18 protein-coding genes, 1 tRNA gene and 1 pseudogene are annotated in these 20,302 nt (G+C 60.4%); 10 read left to right on the top strand and 10 right to left on the bottom strand.

Going from position 1 to position 20,302, the window contains the following annotated elements; genetic code table 11:
• Positions 1-59: 59 nt before the first annotated feature.
• Positions 60-147: transfer RNA gene (locus tag CKW20_RS14450), tRNA-Ser, on the bottom strand.
• Between the two features lie 124 nt (positions 148-271).
• Here CKW20_RS14450 and CKW20_RS14445 point away from each other — a divergent pair.
• The gene (locus CKW20_RS14445; protein ID WP_007898177.1) at positions 272-943 is read left to right on the top strand and encodes a Bax inhibitor-1/YccA family protein; all 672 of its coding nucleotides are present in this window, start codon (positions 272-274) and stop codon (positions 941-943) included.
• Between the two features lie 72 nt (positions 944-1,015).
• Here CKW20_RS14445 and CKW20_RS14440 read toward each other — a convergent pair whose 3' ends face one another.
• The 3 genes from CKW20_RS14440 to CKW20_RS14430 are packed head-to-tail and all read right to left on the bottom strand — an operon-like array spanning position 1,016 to position 2,245.
• A complete protein-coding gene (locus CKW20_RS14440; protein ID WP_095053508.1) occupies positions 1,016-1,408 on the bottom strand; it encodes a VOC family protein in 393 nt (130 codons plus the stop codon).
• An 11-nt stretch (positions 1,409-1,419) separates the two neighbouring features.
• Positions 1,420-1,749 carry a YceK/YidQ family lipoprotein gene (locus CKW20_RS14435; protein WP_095053507.1) on the bottom strand — a complete coding sequence of 110 codons (330 nt, stop codon included), beginning with the start codon at positions 1,747-1,749 and terminating at the stop codon, positions 1,420-1,422.
• A gap of 58 nt (positions 1,750-1,807) precedes the next feature.
• Positions 1,808-2,245, bottom strand: coding sequence for an Lrp/AsnC family transcriptional regulator (locus CKW20_RS14430; RefSeq protein ID WP_008006559.1), 438 nt, complete (start codon positions 2,243-2,245; stop codon positions 1,808-1,810).
• Between the two features lie 135 nt (positions 2,246-2,380).
• Here CKW20_RS14430 and CKW20_RS14425 point away from each other — a divergent pair, with 135 nt between their 5' ends.
• Complete coding sequence (locus CKW20_RS14425; protein WP_095053506.1) at positions 2,381-3,274, top strand: DMT family transporter; 894 nt, start codon at positions 2,381-2,383, stop codon at positions 3,272-3,274.
• A gap of 8 nt (positions 3,275-3,282) precedes the next feature.
• On the opposite strand, the gene CKW20_RS14420 is transcribed toward CKW20_RS14425, so the two are convergent.
• Entirely contained in the window at positions 3,283-4,302 is a 1,020-nt protein-coding gene (locus tag CKW20_RS14420) for an FUSC family protein (RefSeq protein WP_095053505.1), read from the bottom strand.
• A 68-nt stretch (positions 4,303-4,370) separates the two neighbouring features.
• Positions 4,371-5,996 carry an NADP-dependent glyceraldehyde-3-phosphate dehydrogenase gene (locus CKW20_RS14415; RefSeq protein ID WP_095053504.1) on the bottom strand — a complete coding sequence of 542 codons (1,626 nt, stop codon included), beginning with the start codon at positions 5,994-5,996 and terminating at the stop codon, positions 4,371-4,373.
• Between the two features lie 231 nt (positions 5,997-6,227).
• Between CKW20_RS14415 and CKW20_RS14410 the strand changes: the two genes are divergently transcribed.
• The 6 genes from CKW20_RS14410 to CKW20_RS14385 all read left to right on the top strand — a co-directional run bounded on the left by CKW20_RS14410 (position 6,228) and on the right by CKW20_RS14385 (position 15,241).
• Positions 6,228-7,115, top strand: coding sequence for a Dyp-type peroxidase (locus tag CKW20_RS14410; RefSeq protein WP_095053503.1), 888 nt, complete (start codon positions 6,228-6,230; stop codon positions 7,113-7,115).
• 150 nt (positions 7,116-7,265) lie between these two features.
• Positions 7,266-7,883 carry a transcriptional repressor LexA gene (gene lexA, locus CKW20_RS14405; RefSeq protein WP_095053502.1) on the top strand — a complete coding sequence of 206 codons (618 nt, stop codon included), beginning with the start codon at positions 7,266-7,268 and terminating at the stop codon, positions 7,881-7,883.
• Complete coding sequence (gene imuA, locus CKW20_RS14400; protein ID WP_095053501.1) at positions 7,883-8,500, top strand: translesion DNA synthesis-associated protein ImuA; 618 nt, start codon at positions 7,883-7,885, stop codon at positions 8,498-8,500. The genes lexA and imuA overlap by 1 nt, the downstream gene beginning before the upstream one ends.
• Positions 8,501-8,507: 7 nt before the next feature.
• Positions 8,508-9,923 (top strand): DNA polymerase Y family protein, encoded by a 1,416-nt coding sequence (locus tag CKW20_RS14395; protein ID WP_095053500.1) that lies wholly within the window; start codon positions 8,508-8,510, stop codon positions 9,921-9,923.
• Entirely contained in the window at positions 9,899-12,997 is a 3,099-nt protein-coding gene (locus CKW20_RS14390; protein ID WP_218228005.1) for an error-prone DNA polymerase, read from the top strand. Before CKW20_RS14395 ends, CKW20_RS14390 begins: the two co-directional genes overlap by 25 nt.
• Before the next feature lie 132 nt (positions 12,998-13,129).
• Positions 13,130-15,241 carry a PAS domain-containing sensor histidine kinase gene (locus CKW20_RS14385; protein ID WP_095053498.1) on the top strand — a complete coding sequence of 704 codons (2,112 nt, stop codon included), beginning with the start codon at positions 13,130-13,132 and terminating at the stop codon, positions 15,239-15,241.
• Positions 15,242-15,423: 182 nt separating this feature from the next.
• Here the strand turns inward: CKW20_RS14385 and CKW20_RS14380 are convergent, their stop codons facing one another.
• Complete coding sequence (locus CKW20_RS14380; protein ID WP_095053497.1) at positions 15,424-15,945, bottom strand: DUF4142 domain-containing protein; 522 nt, start codon at positions 15,943-15,945, stop codon at positions 15,424-15,426.
• 218 nt (positions 15,946-16,163) lie between these two features.
• Between CKW20_RS14380 and CKW20_RS14375 the strand changes: the two genes are divergently transcribed.
• Together CKW20_RS14375 and CKW20_RS14370 are read left to right on the top strand one after the other, a co-directional pair.
• Positions 16,164-16,406 (top strand): hypothetical protein, encoded by a 243-nt coding sequence (locus CKW20_RS14375; protein WP_095053496.1) that lies wholly within the window; start codon positions 16,164-16,166, stop codon positions 16,404-16,406.
• 108 nt (positions 16,407-16,514) lie between these two features.
• Positions 16,515-16,709: a hypothetical protein gene (locus tag CKW20_RS14370; RefSeq protein WP_095053495.1), complete on the top strand. Its 195-nt coding sequence runs from the start codon at positions 16,515-16,517 to the stop codon at positions 16,707-16,709.
• 150 nt (positions 16,710-16,859) lie between these two features.
• On the opposite strand, the pseudogene CKW20_RS14365 reads toward CKW20_RS14370, so the two are convergent.
• The 3 genes and pseudogenes from CKW20_RS14365 to CKW20_RS14355 all read right to left on the bottom strand — a co-directional run bounded on the left by CKW20_RS14365 (position 16,860) and on the right by CKW20_RS14355 (position 20,060).
• Positions 16,860-17,947 (bottom strand): annotated as a pseudogene (locus CKW20_RS14365) (SMP-30/gluconolactonase/LRE family protein).
• Complete coding sequence (locus tag CKW20_RS14360) at positions 17,944-19,086, bottom strand: SRPBCC family protein (RefSeq protein ID WP_095053494.1); 1,143 nt, start codon at positions 19,084-19,086, stop codon at positions 17,944-17,946. Before CKW20_RS14360 ends, CKW20_RS14365 begins: the two are co-directional and overlap by 4 nt.
• A gap of 110 nt (positions 19,087-19,196) precedes the next feature.
• Positions 19,197-20,060 carry a LysR family transcriptional regulator gene (locus tag CKW20_RS14355; RefSeq protein WP_095053493.1) on the bottom strand — a complete coding sequence of 288 codons (864 nt, stop codon included), beginning with the start codon at positions 20,058-20,060 and terminating at the stop codon, positions 19,197-19,199.
• Positions 20,061-20,302 lie beyond the last annotated feature (242 nt).

Genomic DNA, 20,302 nt, shown 5'->3' with positions numbered 1-20,302 from the left:
TGCCGCCAAACGCCAGAAACGAAAAAGCCCTGAATAATCAGGGCTTTGTCGTATAAAGATGGCGGAGGCGATGGGATTCGAACTCATGGACCTGTTACAGTCGACGGTTTTCAAGACCGTTGCCTTAAACCACTCGGCCACACCTCCGTTTGCGTTGCGGGCGCCATAATACCTGAATGAAACACACTGTCAAACTCTCTGCATGGCTTGTTACAGAGCGTCTGTTATGATCTTTGCGACTGAACGTTTCAAACCAACCAGGAGTGTCGCCATGCGCGAACAGGATTACGCAGTTAATAACAGCGTGCAGGCTGAGCAGCTAGAGGTTAGCCGCGTCCTGCGCAACACTTACGGCTTACTCGCTCTCACCCTCGCATTCAGCGGCGTGATGGCGTTTGTCGCGCAGCAGATGCGTGTAGGCTACCCGAACATCTTCGTGGTGCTGATCGGCTTCTACGGTCTTTTCTTTCTCACCAACAAACTCCGTGACTCGGCGTGGGGCCTGGTTTCTGCGTTCGCGCTGACCGGTTTCATGGGTTTCCTGCTCGGCCCGATCCTCAATCGTTACCTGGGCATGCAGGGCGGCGCGGAAGTCGTCAGTTCGGCCTTCGCGATGACCGCGCTGGTGTTCGGCGGCCTGTCGGCTTATGTGCTGATCACCCGCAAGGACATGAGCTTCCTCGGCGGTTTCATCACGGCCGGTTTCTTTGTGCTGCTGGGCGCGACTCTGGCGAGCTTGTTCTTCCAGATCAGCGGTCTGCAACTGGCAATCAGCGCAGGTTTCGTGCTGTTCTCGTCGGTGTGCATTCTGTTCCAGACCAGCGCCATCATTCACGGCGGTGAGCGCAACTACATCATGGCGACCATCAGCCTGTATGTATCGATCTACAACCTGTTCGTCAGCTTGCTGCAACTGTTCGGTATCATGAGCCGCGATGATTGATCGCCAGCCTTGAGTAAAAAACCCGCTTAGGCGGGTTTTTTATCGTCTGTGATTTGGCTCAGCTCGTTGGTTTCAACCGGGTTCGTGGCAACACACGCAGAGTTTGTTGCCGTCCGGGTCGCGCATGTAGGCGCCGAAGTAGTCGGGATGGTAGTGCGGACGCAGGCCGGGTGGCCCCTCGCAGGATCCACCATGAACCATGGCCAGTGCATGACAGCAGTTGACGATCTCGCGACTCGACGCAAGCAGGGCGATCATCTGTCCATTCCCCGGTGTGGCCGGCTGTTCGTCGAACGCCGTGCCAATGACGAACAGCGGACGTGGTGCATCCTTGCTCATCCACGCAGCCCAAGGTTTGTCGGGGTCGCAAAATTTCATCTGCAGCTTCAGTGCATCCATGATCGGTTGGTAGAACGCCAATGCACGATCGAAGTCGGTGATGCCGATAAAAACGTGGGACAACATTCACCTGCTCCTTATTCGGCCACAATGATGCTGCCATCAGCCTGCTGCCGATAAATGGTGTAGGGCAACAGCATGGTGTCGAGAACTCCAGAAATGACTACGTCGATCAACACAAAGGGCGTGCCATTGTTGTATTGATACTCATCGATGCCCGGGCCTGGGGGCGCATGCAGACTGCAAAAGTCATACGTCACGCCGCTATAGATGCGTGGAACCGCACCGCAGTAGGTTTTCCGTTCCTTGAGACTTTCTGCCGCTGCCTCGTCACTGCGCACCACCGTCTGAAACGTGCCGCAACCGGCGAGCATCAGCGCCGCCAGTAACATGACTTGAGTTTTCATGCCGTCAATCCTTCGCCGGAAAAAAACCAATCTACCCCTTTGCGAACAAAACAGCACCTCACGCCATTGGTGGCAGCCGGCGCTTGACCGGGGTCTTCTTGACGATGGCTGTATTGGTTTCGGCGTGGCTGTTGAGGCGGTCGAGGAGGGTGTCCAGTTGTTCCATCGAGCGCACATGCAGGCGGGCGATGAAGCAGTCATCGCCGGTGACTTTATCGCACTCGGTAAATTCGGGGATGGCCTGAATCTGTCGCTCCACTTCCTGCAACTGGCCCGGCAATGGGCGAATGCGGACGATGGCCTGGAGTTGATAGCCGAAGCATTTGGGATCGATCTCGACGGTGTAGCCCTTGAGCACGCCACGTTCTTCGAGGCGGCGCAGGCGCTCGGCGACGCTGGGCGAGGATAGGCCGCTGATCTGTGCCAGGGCCTTGAGCGAACGGCGTGAGTCTTCCATCAACGCGCTGATCAGCACTTGGTCGATGTCGTCGGTCATAGCGAATCCCCTGTTAGGCAATCGACTGAATAAGCCTTGATAAAAAAGGCAGAAGCCGAGTTTAGCCTGCTTTTTGCGCTGGAGAAGCCCCCCGACGGATTGGCATACTTTGGGCTCAAACACGGGAGGTTGATGATGGACAAAACACTACGTCGCGGGTCATTCGAAATGACCGCCGCCATGCTGATTTCCGGGACCATTGGTTGGTTCGTGCTGGTGTCCGGGCAACCGGTGCTGGACGTGGTGTTCTGGCGCTGCGTGTTCGGTGCCGCCACCTTATTGCTGATCTGCGCGGCGTTCGGTTTTCTGCGCCCTGGCATTTTGACGTCCACCACCTTCTTGCTGGCGGTACTAAGCGGTGTGGCGATTGTCGGTAACTGGGTGCTGTTATTCGCGTCCTATTCCCGCGCCTCGATTGCCATCGGCACGGCGGTTTATAACGTCCAGCCGTTCATGCTGGTGGGGCTGGCCGCGCTGTTTCTGGGGGAGAAAATCACCCTGCAGAAACTGTTCTGGCTGGGCATTTCGTTTCTCGGGATGCTGGCGATTGTCAGCGCACATGGTGAGCAGGGCGAGGGTGGCAACGATTACCTGATGGGGATTGGTCTGGCGTTGGGGGCTGCCTTTCTGTATGCGATTGCCGCGTTGATCATCAAGCGCCTGACCGGCACGCCACCGCATCTGATCGCGTTGATCCAGGTCTGCACCGGCGTGCTGTTGCTCGCGCCCTTTGCGCATTTCTCGGCGATACCGCAAACGCCCAGTGCCTGGGCCAGTCTGGTGACCCTGGGCATTGTGCATACCGGTTTGATGTATGTGCTGCTCTACGGCGCGATTCAAAAGCTGCCGACAGCGCTGACCGGCGCGCTGTCGTTCATCTACCCGATTGCGGCGATTTTCGTTGACTGGTTCGCCTTCGGGCATCGACTGGAACCGCTGCAATGGATCGGTGTTGCCGCGATTCTGTTGGCCGCCGCCGGGATGCAACAGGGTTGGGGCTTGAAGCTTCGGCGGGTGGCTACACAATAAGCAGCCTCTCAGATGTTCCAGCGCGGTGCGGTCTTCGCCAAGCGCTGGCGCATCTCGCCGATGTTCGCGGTCAATTGTCGGGTCAGCAATTGATAGCCATCCAGCGGACTGTAGACCGACGCATCGAGCGTTGAGTCCGATGGCGATTCGGCTGGCCGGCTGAGCCGTTGAGAAGCGCCCGATTTCAATGCCCGAGCCATACCGATCAGTTGCACCCGGATCTGTCGGTGCTCGGCTTTCAATGCCGATTGCAGGTGGACCATTGCCTCGGAGTCATCGGCATTCGGTCGGCTATTGCCGAGGATTTCCAGGATGCTGACGCACATCCGCAGATTGCGCTGAATCGCATCGAGTTCGGTCATGGAAACCCGCACTTCCTTGGACACCGAGGGCATCAATGAGCGCAGTTGTATCATCACCGTGTTCAAGCGATTCATCAGTTTCAGGTGTTCGTCAGCGGTGACGGACTCACCCCTGATGATGCGGCCGTAGATTGCCGCGCAGTCGCGCAGCGCATCGGCCAGGTTGTAGCGCCAGGAGTACACCGCATAGAGCGGCAGGGCGAAGGAGAAGGCCAGCGCCAAGGCGATGCCGATCAGAATATCCACCCCGCGCCACAGGCCATCGGTGACCGGGTTGTCACCGTGTCCTGCGACGATAAACACGGTGATCGCCGACAGCAGCGCCGTGTAACCGCCCTTGCCGATGGCGTGGTACGAGAAGAATCCGCACACCACCGACATTGCGAAATAGGTCAGCCACGGCATCCCGAGCCAGGCCTGTTGCGCCACCAGCAACAAGCCGACTCCGGCCCCGATCAAGGTGCCGATGGCCCGCTCGGCGGCTTTTTTGCCGATATTACCGTGGTGTTGCAAACCACCGATCACCACCAGCATGGTCACCGACGCCCATTCGCCGTGGGGCAGGTTGATACCGGTGGTCAGCAGGATCGTCGCCAGCAATCCCAACGAAACCCGCACCGCATGGATCAGTTTGGCGTGGCGGTAGCGCCGGTACGGGTCCAGCAACGGACGCAGTATCCGGCGCAACAGCGGTGGCAGTCGAAGGCCTCTGATGATGCTCAGGCTCGGTGTCCTCAGAAGATGTAGTCGGTGGTCAGGAAGCTCGAGTTTCGTCCGCTGATGATCTCGCTGAGAAGCTCTTTGCTGCTCTCCTGGAACTTGGTCGCCACCAGGGTCCGAATCGAAAACACCCGCAGCGCATCGTGCACCGACAGCGTGCCCTCGGCGGAGTTCTTGCGGCCGTTGAATGGATAGGTATCCGGACCGCGCTGGCACTGGGCGTTGAGGTTGATCCGCCCGACCTGGTTGGCGAAGGTGTCCACCAGCCTGCCAACTGCAACCGGGTTGGTGCCGAAGATGCTCAGTTGCTGGCCGAAGTCGGATTCCAGGACGTAATCGATCACGGTGTCCAGATGACGGTAAGGCACGATCGGCACGACCGGGCCGAACTGTTCTTCCTGGTAGACGCGCATCTGCGGGGTCACCGGGTACAACACGGCAGGGTAGAAGAACGATGCGCGAGACTCACCGCCATTGGGATTGACCACGGTCGCACCTTTGCTTACAGCATCTGCCACCAGCGTGTGCAGGTAATCGACCTTGCCTGATTCCGGCAACGGCGTCAGCGCCACGCCACTGTCCCACGGCATGCCGGGTTTGAGGCCGGCGAGTTTGGCATTGAACTTCTCGATGAACGCCTCGACCACGTCTTCGTGGACGAAGAGGATTTTCAGCGCGGTGCAGCGCTGACCGTTAAACGACAGGGAGCCGGTGACGGCTTCGCTGACCGCGTTGTCCAGATCCACCTCAGGCAAAACAATGCCGGGGTTCTTTGCATCCAGGCCCAGGGCCGCGCGCAAGCGGTGAGGTCTTGGATGGAGTTTTTTCAGGTCGCTGGCGGCCTTGTTGGTGCCGATAAACGCAAAGATGTCGATCTTGCCGCTGGCCATCAGGGCACTGACGGTTTCGCGGCCGCTGCCGTAAATGACGTTGATCACCCCGGCCGGGAAACTGTCGCGGAACGCTTCGAGCAGCGGGCGAATCAACAACACCCCAAGCTTGGCCGGCTTGAACACTACCGTGTTGCCCATGATCAGCGCCGGAATCAGCGTGGTGAAGGTTTCGTTCAGCGGATAGTTGTAAGGCCCCATGCACAACGCCACGCCCAGCGGAACGCGGCGGATCTGGCCGAGGGTGTCCTGTTCCAGTTCGAAGCGGCTGGAGCGGCGGTCGAGTTCCTTGAGGGCGTTGATGGTGTCGACGATGTAATCACAGGTGCGGTCGAACTCTTTTTCCGAGTCCTTGAGGTTTTTGCCGATCTCCCACATCAGTAACTTGACCACCGCCTCGCGCTGTTCGCGCATGCGAGCAAGGAAGGTTTCGACGTGCTGGATACGCTCGGCCACGCGCATGGTCGGCCACAGGCCCTGGCCGCGATCATAGGCGCGGACGGCGGCGTCGAGCGCGGTCAATGCGGTCTCGGCATCGAGCAGCGGCGTGCTGCCGAGGATCACTTGTTCGTCGCCATTCGCGCCGCTCAGGTACACCGGGCTGCGGACTTGGGCGAGGGGGCCGGACCAGGTTTTCAGTTCGCCATCGACCAGATACTCGCGCTGCTCGGTCGGGCCGTTCAGGCGGTATTTTTCCGGGACGTTGTCGGCGGTGGGAAACAGGTTGCCAAGGATCTGTGCTGTGGTCATATCGCTACCCCGTCTGGATTGGGTGATGCACTGATGAATCGTTTTAGCAGACCTCGGACTCGCTTGTCATGGCTCATCTTATGATTTTTTGGCGCTGCCGACTCATCCGGTCCTGAAAGCCCTGTAGCAGCCTCGCAGGCTCGGCAGCTGCTACGGGGCAATCTTTGGCCCTGAAAACACACAAGTAACGATCCCCCGGTTAAACTTCACGCTCTTTCTGAAGGAGTTCATATGAGTTACTACCAGCCGGGCATTCTCGCCACCCCTGTTCCGCCTCAAGCTCGTCATATGTTCTTCGCCCTTGAATCCGCCGAGGCTCTGCCGGCTGCGCTGGATAACCTGATGCGCCTGGTGGACGGAAAGTCGGCGGTGGTCGGTTTCGGTGAATCCCTGGTCAAGGCGCTGCACGCGCAGATCGACGGGCTGCGCGCCTTTCCTGCGCTGGTCGGTGTTGGCGTCGACAACCCGTCGACCCAACACGCGCTCTGGTGCTGGCTGCACGGTGTTGACCGTGGCGAACTGCTCAATCGCAGTCATGCGATCGAAGCCGCGCTGGCACCGGCCCTGCGTCTGGTGCAGATGAACGAAACCTTCCGTCACATGAGCGGCCATGATCTGACCGGTTACGAAGACGGCACCGAAAACCCTCACGACGAAGCCGCTGTAGCAGCCGCAGTGCTGAGCGAAGGCGCGGATGGTCTGGTCGGTGGCAGCTTCGCCGCGATCCAGCAATGGCAGCATGACTTGAAAGGCTTTCACGCGATGCCGTCCCACGAGAAGGACAACATCATGGGGCGGCGCCTGAGCGACAACGAAGAACTCGATGACGCGCCAATCTCTGCCCACGTCAAACGCACCGCTCAGGAAAGCTTCACGCCCGAAGCCTTCGTGGTCCGTCGTTCGATGCCGTGGATCGAAGGTGATCGCGCCGGCCTGATGTTCCTGGCTTTCGGTTTTTCCCTCGACGCGTTCGAATCCCAGCTGCGGCGCATGAGCGGTCTGGAAGACGGCATCACCGACGGTCTGTATCGCATCAGCCGACCGATCACTGGCGGCTACTACTGGTGCCCACCACTCAAGGACGGCCGCCTCGACCTGCGCGCATTGCGTATCGGCTAAACAAGAAGCCGCCACCACGCTGGGCAAAGTTGGACACGCCGACGCAGGTTCTGCCTTGGTCGAAGTCCGGGTTAACCCCACCCCTGTAGGAGCGCGGTGCGTGGCAAGCTGACTGGCGGTCCTTGTCAGGTAAAACCCAAAAGAGTACAAATGTACTCCATGACGACTTTAACTCCCCGCCGTACCGCCATCCTGACTTTCATCCGCGATCGAATCGCCGAACACGGTCAGCCCCCGAGCCTCGCTGAAATCAGCGAGGCCTTTGGTTTCGCCTCCCGTAGCGTGGCGCGCAAGCACGTGCTGGCGCTGACCGAAGCCGGTTTTATTGAGGTCAATGCGCATCAGGCGCGCGGCATCCGACTGCTGAATCAACCGCCCCGGTCCGAGCTGCTGGACGTTCCGGTACTTGGTCGAGTGGCGGCCGGTGCGCCGATCGGTGCCGATGCCGAGGTTCACAGCCGTTTGCTGCTTGATCCGTCGATTTTCTCGCGGGTACCGGATTACATGCTGCGGGTGCAGGGCGATTCGATGATCGAGGACGGCATTCTCGACGGCGATCTGGTGGGCGTGCGGCGCAATCCCGAAGCGGTCAACGGCCAGATTGTGGTGGCGCGGCTCGACGGCGAAGTCACCATCAAGCGTTTTGAGCGGGTCGGCGATTCTGTTCGCCTGCTACCGCGCAATCCGGCTTACCTGCCGATCATTGTTCGAGCCGATCAGGACCTGGCCATCGAAGGCGTGTTCTGCGGTCTGGTGAGGCAAGGATGATGGGCGCCGTCGTTGCGTTGGATACGCTGTTCAATGGCGGCCAGGTCTGGAAGGGCCGGCCTGCGCCACCGGCCGTAAGCCCGCAACCCACGGGGCATGCGGCGCTGGATGCGGCATTGCCCACTGGCGGCTGGCCGGAAGCGGCGCTGACTGAAATCCTCCTGGCCGGGCAGGGCGTGGGTGAGTTGCAACTGGTGTGGCCAGCGCTGGCGCGGCTGTCGGCGGCGGGGGAGCGCATCATGCTGGTGGCACCGCCTTACGTGCCGTATCCCCAGGCCTGGCAGAACGCCGGGGTCGATTTACGGCAACTGTCGATCATCCAGGCCAGTGAGCGCGATGCGCTATGGGCGGCGGAACAATGTCTGCGTTCAGGTAGTTGCGGGGCGGTGTTGTGCTGGCCGCACAAAGCCGACGATCGGGCGTTGCGACGTTTGCAGGTGGCGGCGGAAACCGGTCAGACCCTGGCGTTCGCCTATCGCTCGATCAGTGAAGCCATCAACCCGTCGCCAGCGGCCCTGCGCATCGCCATCGACGCCAAACCTGCGCAATTGCGGGTACTCAAGTGCCGGGGCGGGTTGGCCCGTTCGGCGCCGATTGCCTTTGCCGTCGGGCATTGAGGTTGCCATGCGCTGGGTTTGCATTCTCTTCCCGCAATTGGCGCTGGACGCGGTACTGCGTCAGCGCCCCGACCCCAATGAGCCGCTGGCGCTACTGACCGGTCCGGCCCAGCGTCGGGTGCTACAGGCGGTCAACGGTTCGGCGCGGGCGCTGGGCTTGCGGCCCGGCCAGTCGATGACCGCCGCCCAGGCCCTGAGCAAAAGTTTTGTCACCGCCGAATATGACGCCGCCGAGATCGAACACTGGCAGCAATTCCTGGCCGCCTGGGCCTATCGGTTCAGCTCTCAGGTCAGCGTGCATTATCCGCGAGCCGTGGTGTTTGAAATCGAATCCAGCCTGGGCTTGTTCGGGCCCTGGCCGCAGTTCGAGGCGCGATTGCGAGCCGAACTCGGCGAGCTGGGGTTTCGTCACCGGATTGTCGCCGCACCCAACCCGGTGGCGGCGCGGGTGCTGGCCAACGTTTATGACGGTCTGGTGGTGCCGGACAATGAAGCCTTGCAGCACCACCTCGGGCAGTTGCCCGTCGACCGGATCGCTCTGGAGCCAAGCGTTGCCACGGCACTGTCGCGCATGGGGCTGCGCACCTTGAGTCAGGTGCAGGCGCTGCCACGACATAGCCTGGCCCGGCGTTTCGAGGCTCAGGTGCTCAAGCATCTGGACAGCCTGTTCGGCGAGCGACGGCTGGCGCTGGCGTTTTACCTGCCGCCGGACCGTTTCGATGTGCGCATCGAGCTTAACTTCGATGTGCAGTCCCATCAGGCGTTGCTGTTTCCGTTGCGCAGGCTGACCGGGGATCTGGCGGCGTTTCTCTGCGGACGGGACAGCGGTGTGCAGCGTTTTGACCTGCACCTGGAGCACGCCGGGTTGCCAGACACGCTGATCAAGGTCGGCCTGCTCAGTGCCGAGCGCGATCCGGCGATGCTGTTCGAACTGGCCCGGGGGCGTCTGGAACAGGTTCAGGTCGAGGCGCCGGTGCGCGGTTTTCGTCTGCGCGCTGAAGACTTGCCGACCTTTGTGCCCCAGTACCAGGAACTGTTCGACGATCGTCCGCAGCAATCCTTGCCTTGGGAGCAACTGCGCGAACGCTTGCGCGCACGGTTGGGGGATGACGCGGTGCAAGGCCTGCGGTTCCAGGCCGATCATCGGCCGGAATGCGCGTGGCAGGCCAGTGTCGACAGCCAGACCTGTGGGGTACTGCCTGCCGTGCAACGCCCGGGCTGGCTACTAACTGAACCGCAGGCAGTACACGAAGGTTCGACGCGCATCCTCATGGGACCGGAACGCATCGAGTCGGGCTGGTGGGACGGCGACGACGTGCGCCGCGATTACTACCTGATCGAAACCCGCTCCGGTCAGCAGGGCTGGGCCTATCGGACGGTGGGTGAAGGCGGTCCGTTGTGGCTGCAAGGCTGGTTCGCATGAATGTCGATTACGCGGAGCTGCACTGCCTGTCGAACTTCAGTTTCCAGCGTGGTGCTTCCAGTGCGCTTGAGCTTTTTCAGCGGGCGAAAAAACAGGGCTATCAAGCGTTGGCGATCACCGACGAATGCACCCTGGCGGGTATTGTCCGTGCCTGGCAGGTGGCCAAGGCCGTGGAATTGCCGCTAATCATCGGCAGTGAAATACGCATCGAAGACGGTCCGAAACTGGTACTGCTGGTGGAAAACCTCGAGGGTTATCAAACCCTGTGCCGCCTGATTACCCGCGCCAGACGCCGCACGCAGAAAGGCCAGTATCAGGTGCTGCGGGAGGATTTCGGCGAGCCGTTGCCGGGGCTGTTGGCGTTATGGGTACCGGACGCCGTCGATGACTTTGAGCAGGGCCACTGGCTGAAGCAGACCTTCGCCGAGCGCCTCTGGCTGAGCATTCAGTTACATCGCGGGCAGGGCGACACCCGGCGATTGGCGGCGCTGCTGACCCTGGCGCGAGAACTGCGGATCCCGGCGGTGGCCAGCGGCGATGTGCACATGCACGCCCGCGGCCGACGTGCCTTGCAGGACACCATGACTGCGATCCGTCATCACTTGCCGGTGGCCGAGGCCGGGTTGCGTCTGCACCCCAATGGCGAACGGCATTTGCGCAGCCTCGATGCCTTGCGTGATCTCTATCCGCAGTCACTGCTCGACGAGACGCTGACCATCGCCCGGCGCTGCACGTTCGACCTCGGTCAGTTGCGTTATCAATATCCCCGGGAGCTGGTGCCTGAAGGGCATACGGCCACGTCCTGGCTGCGAGCCTTGACTGAAAAGGGTATTCGCTGGCGCTGGGAAAGAGGTCCTAAAGCCGAGGTATTGGCGCAGATCGACAAGGAATTGGAGCTGATTGCCGAGTTGGGTTACGAAAGTTATTTCCTGACGGTTCACGACATTGTGAATTTCGCCCGCAAGCAACACATTCTTTGTCAGGGGCGCGGCTCCGCCGCCAACTCGGCGGTGTGCTTCGTGCTGGGGATCACCGAGATCGACCCGGAGCGGAGCACATTGCTGTTCGAGCGTTTTCTCTCCAAAGAGCGCAACGAACCGCCAGATATCGACGTGGATTTCGAGCACGAGCGGCGCGAAGAAGTCCTGCAGTACGTGTTCCAGCGTTATGGCCGGGCCCGTGCGGCGTTGACGGCGGTGGTCAGCACTTACCATGGTGCCGGCGCCGTACGCGATGTGGCCAAGGCAATGGGTTTGCCACCGGATCAGGTCAACGCCCTGGCCGACTGTTGTGGCCACTGGAGTGATCAGGCGCCGCCCGTCGAGCGCCTGCGTGAAGGTGGTTTTGATCCCGACAGCCCGGTGTTGCGCCGGGTGTTGAGCCTGACGGGGCAGTTGATCGGTTTCCCCCGGCACCTGTCCCAGCACCCTGGCGGTTTCGTGATTTCCGAGCAGCCCCTGGATAGCCTGGTGCCAGTGGAAAACGCCGCCATGGCCGAGCGCACCATCATCCAGTGGGACAAGGACGATCTGGATGCGGTCGGGCTGCTCAAGGTCGATATCCTCGCGCTGGGCATGCTCAGCGCGATTCGCCGTTGTTTCGATCTGCTGCGTCGGCACCGTGGCCGCGACCTGAGTCTGGCGACGGTGCCGGCCGAAGACCCGCAAACCTACGAGATGATCGGCCATGCGGACACCATCGGGGTGTTCCAGATCGAGTCCCGGGCACAGATGTCGATGTTGCCGAGGCTCAAGCCCAAGAATTTCTACGATCTGGTGATCGAGGTGGCGATCGTTCGCCCGGGGCCAATTCAGGGCGGGATGGTGCATCCCTATCTGCGGCGGCGTAAGGGCGAAGAAGAGGTGGTCTATCCGTCGAAAGCACTCGAAGTAGTGCTCAAGCGCACTCTGGGCGTGCCACTGTTCCAGGAGCAGGTGATGCAGATTGCGATTGTCGCCGCCGACTACAGTCCCGGCGAGGCCGATCAATTGCGCCGCTCCATGGCCGCCTGGAAACGCCACGGCGGACTGGAGCCGCACAAGGAGCGTCTGGCGGACGGAATGAAGAAAAACGGCTACACGGAGGAGTTCGCCGCGCAGATCTTCGAGCAGATCAAAGGCTTCGGCAATTACGGCTTTCCCGAATCCCACGCCGCCAGTTTCGCCTTGCTGACCTACGCCAGTTGCTGGTTGAAATGCCACGAGCCGGCGGCCTTCGCCTGTGCGCTGATCAACAGCTGGCCCATGGGTTTCTACAGCCCGGACCAGATTCTTCAGGACGCCCGCCGGCATCATTTGCAGATTCGTCCGGTGGACGTGCGGGCCAGTGACTGGGATTGCAGTCTGGAACCGATCACCGGCGCGCAACCGGCCATTCGCATGGGGTTGCGGATGATCAAGGGCTTTCGCGAGGACGATGCCAGGCGCATTGAAGTTGCACGGTCGAAAGGGGCGTTTGCCGACATCGCCGACCTTGGCCAACGGGCGCGACTCGATGCCCGCGCCCAGGAGCAACTGGCCGATGCCGGTGCGTTACGCGGGCTGGCCGGTGATCGGCATCGGGCGCGCTGGGAGGTGGCGGGGGTGCAGAAACAACTCGGCTTGTTTGCCGGTTTGCCAAGTCAGGAAGAGCCGGCGGTGTCTCTGCCCAAACCCACCGTGGGCGAAGACCTGCAAGCCGATTACAACAGTGTCGGCACCACCCTCGGCCCGCATCCGCTGGCATTGCTGCGGGGTGAATTGAAAGCCCGGCGTTGCCGCAGTTCGAAAGAGCTTATGGAGGTCGAGCACGGCCGACCGGTCAGCGTCGCCGGGTTGGTCACCGGTCGGCAACGTCCGGGCACCGCCAGCGGCGTGACCTTCGTGACGCTTGAAGACGAGTTCGGCAACGTCAATGTGGTGGTCTGGCGCGACCTGGCCGAACGGCAGCGGCAGGTATTGGTCGGCTCGCAATTGCTCAAGGTCGATGGGCGCTGGGAAAAGGAAGGCGAGGTGCGGCATCTGATTGCCGGACGCTTGAGCGACCTGAGTTCATTGCTCGACGGTATCCATGTGCGTAGCCGGGATTTCCACTGAACCTGCGACAATTCAGCTATACCTCTATGAAACCATTGGCGTCGGCGGTGCTCGAAACAAACGGGCACGCACCGTCTCCTTACGCCGTTGCACTGCCTGAAAACATGTCATTCACAGGACATAGGCCAGTCGATGCAGTTTCTAGACAATAGCCACGGATGTACCGGCTGGAGCGGCGAAATGGCCGGACGCATTCGCGCGTTCGACTGGAGCCTGACCGAGCTCGGGCCCATCGAGACCTGGCCCGCAAGCCTGTGCAGCGCGGTGCAATTATTGCTCGCCTCACCGCTGCCGATGGTGATGCTGTGGGGCCGGCCCGGTTACATGATCTATAACGATGCCTACTCGAGATTTGCCGGTGGGCGCCATCCTTATCTGTTGGGCTCCCCGGTGGAATTGGGCTGGCCAGAGGTCGCCGAATTCAATCGGCATGTGGTGGATATCTGCCTTGCGGGCGGTACCTTGTCCTACCACAACAAAGCCCTAGTGTTGTTGCGTGACGGCGTACCCGAAGACGTCTGGATGGATCTTTACTACAGTCCCGTCGCCGATGATGACGGGCATCCCGCCGGGGTCATGGCGATGGTGGTTGACACCACTGACCATGTGATTTCCGAGCGCCGCCGCCAGGAAGCCGAAAGCGCTTATCGCGCCGACAACGAAAGGGTTCGCCTGGCTCTCAATGCCGGGGCTTTGCTCGGCTCGTTCGTCTGGGATATCAAGGCTGATGTGCTGTCTGCCGACGAACGCTTCGCCCGCACGTTTTCCTATCCGCTCGACCAGGACCTGGCCAACCTGCCACCGCTCATTGCCGAAATGCAGATTCATCCAGACGACCGCAGTTGGGTTCAGGAGCGGATCAAACAGTCAGTGGAAACCGGCGTACCCTATAACGCCGAATACCGGGTTCTGCGTCCCGATGGCAGTTACCTGTGGGTGCTGGCCAGCGGGTGTTGCGAGTTCGATGAGCAAGGCGAGGCGTTCCGCTTTCCCGGGGTGTTGATTGACATCCACGAACGCAAGACTGCCGAAGAGTCCTTGCTCAAATTCACCCGCAACCTGGAGCAGCGAGTCGCCGACGAAGTTGAAGCGCGGCTGGCGGCCGAAGAGCAATTGCGTCAGTCACAGAAACTCGAAGCCATCGGCGGTCTCACCGGCGGGGTGGCCCATGACTTCAACAACCTGTTGCAGGTCATCGCCGGCAACCTGCACTTGCTGGCGCGTCACGAACCGGACAACGCCAACGTGCAACGCCGGGTCAGTGCTTCGATTGCCGCGGTCGAGCGCGGTGCCAAACTATCTTCACAATTACTCGCATTCGCCCGTCGTCAGCCATTGTCACCGGCGGTCTGCGACCCACGGCAGATCTTCGAAGGACTGGGAGAATTGTTGCAGCGGGCGCTGGGGGAAACTATCCAGATCAAGGTGACGGCGCCTGACGATCCATGGCATCTCTACGTGGACCGCAATCAACTGGAAAATGCCATTCTCAACCTCGCGATCAACGCCCGAGACGCCATGAACGGCGAGGGGATCATTGCCCTGAGTGTCGAGAACATTGTCCTCGACCGCAAGTTTTGCGCAGGCAAGGGCATCGTTGCTGGCGACTATGTTTGCGTCGCGGTGGCTGACACGGGTGTCGGCATGCCGCCTCAAGTGCTCGCACAGGCCTTCGAACCGTTTTTCACCACCAAGGCTGATGGCCAGGGCACTGGCCTGGGTTTGAGCATGGTGTTCGGTTTCGTCAAACAGAGTGACGGGCATATCGAAATCTCCAGCGTCGTCGGGCAGGGCACCCGGGTGCAGCTGTATTTCCCGCGCAGCTTGCGCCCGTTGCCCAGTGAAACAACGCGCCATGATCCGCAGCACCGTGGCGGGCATGAAACCATTCTGGTGGTTGAGGACAATGAAGCGGTGCGTGGCTCGACGGTGGACTTGTTGGGTGAAGAGGGCTATCAGGTTTTGACCGCGGCCAACGGTGACTTGGCGATGCAGATGTTGCTCGATGGCATGGCGGTGGACCTGATCTTCACCGATGTGGTCATGCCCGGTTTGATCAAAAGCGCGGACCTGGCCGCCTGGGCCAAGGTGCAGAATCCTCCGGTGGCGGTGCTGTTTACCTCCGGCCACACTCGGGACATTATTTCGCGCAATCACCAACTCAGCCCCGACACTTATCTGCTGAGCAAACCCTATGGCCCTGAAGCGCTGTTGAGCATGATCCGCAGCGTGCTGGGTGGTTGAGACTGCGCCCTCTGTAGGAGCGAGGCTTGCCCGCGAAGAACGATGACGCGGGGTACCTGATACTCCGCGGGGCCTTGTTCGCGGGCAAGTCGGATCGCCGCCCGCTCGCTCCTACAGAGGGCGTCGGCATCAAGGCTTACCCGCGATGAGCAATCACCGGGCAAGCCTTGTTCCTGCGGGGATTATTTATCGGGATGAGCCGCCTGGAGTTTTTTCGCCATATCCAGGTGTTTTTCCAGCGCCGGCAACATTTTTTGTGCGAAGGCCTTGAGTTCGGTAGCGCCTTTGGTCTTGTCGTCCGTCACTGTGTTGGCTTCTTTTTTGAACCGTTCAATGGCTTCTTCGTGAGCTTTTACCTGATTGTTTGCATAGGCGTTGTCAAAGGATTCATCGCGCCAGTCGAGAATTTTTTCCTTGGCCTGTTTGACCAACGTCGTCGTGTCCGGCACCTCAATGTCATGCTTTTTCGCCAGTGCCGCCAGTTCATCATTGGCTTTGGAATGATCGGTGATCATCATGTTGGCGAACGCCTTGACGTCAGCCGATGAGCTTTTTTCCAAGGCCAATTTGCTGGTTTCGACTTCCGCGATGCCACCGGCGGTGGCGTCATCGACGAAATCATTGGAATCGGCAGCGAAAGCTGTACCCATGCTGGTGCTCAAGGCTACGGCCAGGGCGAGGTGACGCAGATTGAATCCGTCCATCGGACATTCTCCACACAGGTTTTTATGGGCGATCCAGGTGATCGTTAATCAATGGAGGCGGGCGCTAATGCAAAGGTTTTATCGCATTTGCGACAGGACGACGAACGGACACCGCTGGTCTGATAGACGGTCGACAGAACAGGGTAAGCAAGGCCATTCTGATAGTTGGTGAACGCAATTGATCGCGTTTGCCGCCGATTAACGAACGGAGGTGTTCCATGCCGGTGACTCATGACCTTTATCAGGATTTACGCTGCACGAAGGAAGAGATCCAGCAAAAACGCACCAAGGATCCGTTACTGGATTCACTGCTCAACAAGTACTCCCAGACGGACGCGGAAGTGTTGAAAGCCGAGTCTGCACTATCGAATGCACTTAGCGATGACGAACTCAAGAAGCTCAAGGAGAAGCGTGTGCAGTTCAAGAAGAAGATCGTTGAACGACTCCAGACGCCGTCCTGACGTCCATACCAAACTACCGACGACCGGCACCTGAAAAATTGGAACGGGGATAAATACCGGCACCTCGAACGATCAGAGCCCGACTTTGCGGCCCGTGCGAGGTGCCCCATGCCCGATCCAGCCTTTCCCCATAAAGAAAAGTACCCCAGCGAAGAACAGGGCGGCTTCGACCCGATCCCGACTCATCCAGAACCCTTAAGTCCGGGACGCACCACCGTCAACCCCGAGGATGAACCGGGCATCGATGAATTGCCGGACAATGAGGACAAGCAGGACGACCCCGACACTCAAACCACCCAATAACCCTGTAGCAGCAGCCTCGCTGGGGCTCGACAGCTGCTACAGCCGAACACAGGCTTCGCCAGCTGCTCCAAGAACTGACATTCAACATTGATGTTGGCTGGCGTGGCGTCATTCACGAGCAAGCCTGCTCCTACAGTTTGATCGCCATTACTACTGCAATGCCGTACTCAACGGCAACCGCGCCATGTGCCGAGCTTTCAGCGATCCCAGATACAACCAGTCCCCATACTCGCGCACGGTGGTGATGGGTGAGTAGTTGCCGCTGCTGGCGTCCTGCAAATTGGCAATCACTTTACCGTGGAGGTCCAGGCCGAGGGCGAAGGCTCGGTTCTCCACCGGTTTGGGCAGGATCGTCATCGCGCGCACGATCATTTTGCGTACCAGAGGGTAGGGCGCCGTGGCGTCGAGCAGTGCATTGCGCGGTGTATACAGCGCCACCCAGAAACGGTCGCGGCCATTGAATGCCAGGTTGTCCGGCAGCCCTGGCAAATTGTCGATGAACAGATCGTGGGTTCCGGCTTTCGGCCCGGTCAGCCAATAGCGGCTGATGCGATAGGCACCGGTTTCGTTGACCAGCACAAACGCATCATCAGGCCCCAGGGTCACGCCGTTGGCGAACTCCAGTTTCTCCAGCAGGACCGTCGTTTTGCCGGTCTGGAAGTCATAACGCAGTAAACGGCCGTCGCCGCCGTGCTCGATGATTGCCTCGCCATCCTTGCCGTAACCCCAACGGCTGGAAGCATCGCTGAAATAGGCATAATGCCCGGCCTTGTCGATGGCCACGTCATCGGTAAAACCAAAGGGCACGTTGTTGGCCGTGGTGCTCAATGCAATCAACCGGCCCTGAGCATCGAGCGACAGCAAACCCTTGATCCCGTCGGCGATCACCAGCAAACCGTTGGGGTGCCGCGCCAGGCCTAATGGCCTGCCGCCGGTATCGGCCAGTACCTTGGTGGTCTTGCCGTCGAGGCTGGTGCGAATCAGCCGACCGTCATGCAGGCCGGTGATGAGGGCGTCTTCCTCCAGCAGCAATGCCTCCGGGCCGTCGATGTCAGCGGCGCCGACACGTTCTACGCCTTTGGGCGCTGATTGTCTGTGTAGATGCCATCGATGAGGGAGGGCGCCGGTGACGGTGTCCAGGCGATCGGTTGGACTTTGGTGGGTAATAACAACAGGAAGCCGCCAATCACAATGATCAACAGCAACAAAAAATGGCGAAATTTGAGGGCTTTTTTCACGCGGTGACTCCTGTCGAGGCCAGATGTTTTTGCGCCATCTCGCGTAACGCCAGCATCGATTGCGCCGATTCACGCTCAATGCGCCGCTTGAGCAGCAGTCGATTGGCGATGCGCATCACCACACCGCTGAAGCCATATTCCAGGGTGCGGACAAACCGCGTGCCGTCGCCCTCAGCCTCGCACTCGTAAGTCACCCTCAACGACAATCCATGATCGCCCCGGGCACGAGCGCTCCAGCGGCGACCGGGCAGGTATTCATCGACCTCCCAGCGCAAATGCCCCTCACGTCCGCCGGCCCGAATGTCTTCCTCGAACCGCGCCCCGGCATACAGCGGGCCACTCTGACCATCGACCTTGAGGGAGGACGGATGCCACTCCGGCCAACGTGTCGCCGTGCTGGCGTAGGCGAGTACGGCGAGCGGATTTCCAGCGATATCGATCACGTGCTGCAGGCGGGTGGGCGTTCTCGTCAGGTGTGGAGGCGCTTGTTCCGATTCCCAGTACAAGGTGCCGAACAGGCAATCCATCAGTGGAAACACGATATTGAAATTGCGCTCCTGCATCAGCTCACGGCGATGGTGCAGTTCATGCAAACGGCGCATCTGGCGAATCCACGGAAGACGTGTCAGCGGGTTGCCGGGCGGTAAATGTTCGCAGGCATGGAACACTTCATAAGTCAGATAACCGAGGACCATGCAGCCGCCGAACAGCCCCGCGACGTTGCCATTGAGCTGAGCCAGCAACCACCACGCGGGCGCGGTGATGACGAGGGTGTGCAACACGATCAGCCAGGCCGGAAACAGAATCACTCGCCAGTCTCGCGCATTGTCGTAGGTCATGTGACCGGGGGTGAAAAAGCTGTGATGGTCACCGGCGTGACGGGCGTAAAACATTCGCGCCAGGTGCTTTTTGTGGTGCCCCAGATGCCGATGCACGACGTAGACGCCGAAGTTGAAGAACAATAGGGTCAGCGGCACCGCCAGCCACTCCAGGGGGCGTACCTGATGCACGGTGCTCCAGAACGCGCCGATGGCCAGCAACCCGAACAGCAGCACAAAGGCGCCGTGCAGCCAGGGGTTGTAGAGCGGATGAATATCGGCACGGTAGCGCGCGCGGAATGCTTCGGTGGTCTGCCTCACTGCGTTCACCTGTGGTTATTGTTATAACCAGCAGATTAGTCGATCCCACCGCAGAGGCTGGCCCAACCTTGAGGACACATGCGCCATGCTCCGGTGCAAGACGCCTGGCGTCAGGTCAAGGGGTCCCAGCGCTGGGACCAGTCGTCATCCGTCTTGATCACTTCGCGCAGTAAATCGAAGGCTCGTTGCAAGGTCGCGGAGTCGCGGTCCCGGGAGTAAACCAGGTAAGTCGGATAGCTGAACTCCGGGGCTTTGGGCACTGGCTCCAGCACGCCGCTTTCCAGGTAACTCTGGACCACGCGGGTACGGAAATAGCCGCTGCCACCGTTTTCCAGAATGTACTGCAAGGCCAGCGGTCCGAGGTTGAAGCTCAAGGCCGCCTTGGCTTTTTCCGGCAGCGCGGCATCGTGCTGACGACGGAAGTCCGGGCCCCAGTCGATATACACGTAAGGATCGGGCCGTCCGGCCAGGCGTACCAGGATGAGTTTTTCTTCCAGCACTTGCTCGACTTGCAGGCGTGGCCAGTACTCGGGCTGATAGACCAGCGCGGCATCCAGCACCCCCAGCTCCAGTTGACGCAGCAGGTTTTCGCCGTCACGGATTTCCATGCGCAGGGCATGGCTGGGAATCTTCTCGCGTAGCTCGCCGGCCCAGCTGAGCATCAACGGGTTGCACAGACTGACCTCGCCACCGATGTGCAGCACGTCGCGGTAGCCCTCGGGCAGCGGCAAGTCCCGGCGCGCAGCTTCCCAGGTCTGCACCAGTTGATTGGCGTAAACCACAAAGGCCTCACCGTTCGGCGTCAGGCGCGCACCGGCGCGGTTACGCACGAACAGCGTGCTACCCAGCTGACTTTCGAGCTTTTGCACCCGGGCGGTGATCGCGGTCTGAGTGACGTGCAGCTTTTCAGCCGCCGCGGCCAGGCTGCCGTGGCGGACGATTTCCAGAAAGGTGCGGGCGAGGTCGATGTCCATGGGCAGGCCGATACGGGAGGTGCGGGCATTGTAAGAGCAGGCGCTGCCAGCGGATACCGTCTGTGGCGAGGGAGCTTGCTCCCGCTGGGGCGCGAAGCGGCCCCAAAACCTGCCACTGCAGTTCTTCAGAGGCACCTCATCGGATGGTTTACGACTGCTGCGCAGCCGGACGGGAGCAAGCTCCCTCGCCACAGATTTCACTGCCCGCCCTAATTACTTCGGATTTAATGTGGGAGCCGGTG

The organism is Pseudomonas sp. Irchel s3b2 (genome assembly GCF_900187445.1).
Lineage (GTDB): Bacteria > Pseudomonadota > Gammaproteobacteria > Pseudomonadales > Pseudomonadaceae > Aquipseudomonas.
This window is presented reverse-complemented; position numbering and strand designations above follow the sequence as displayed.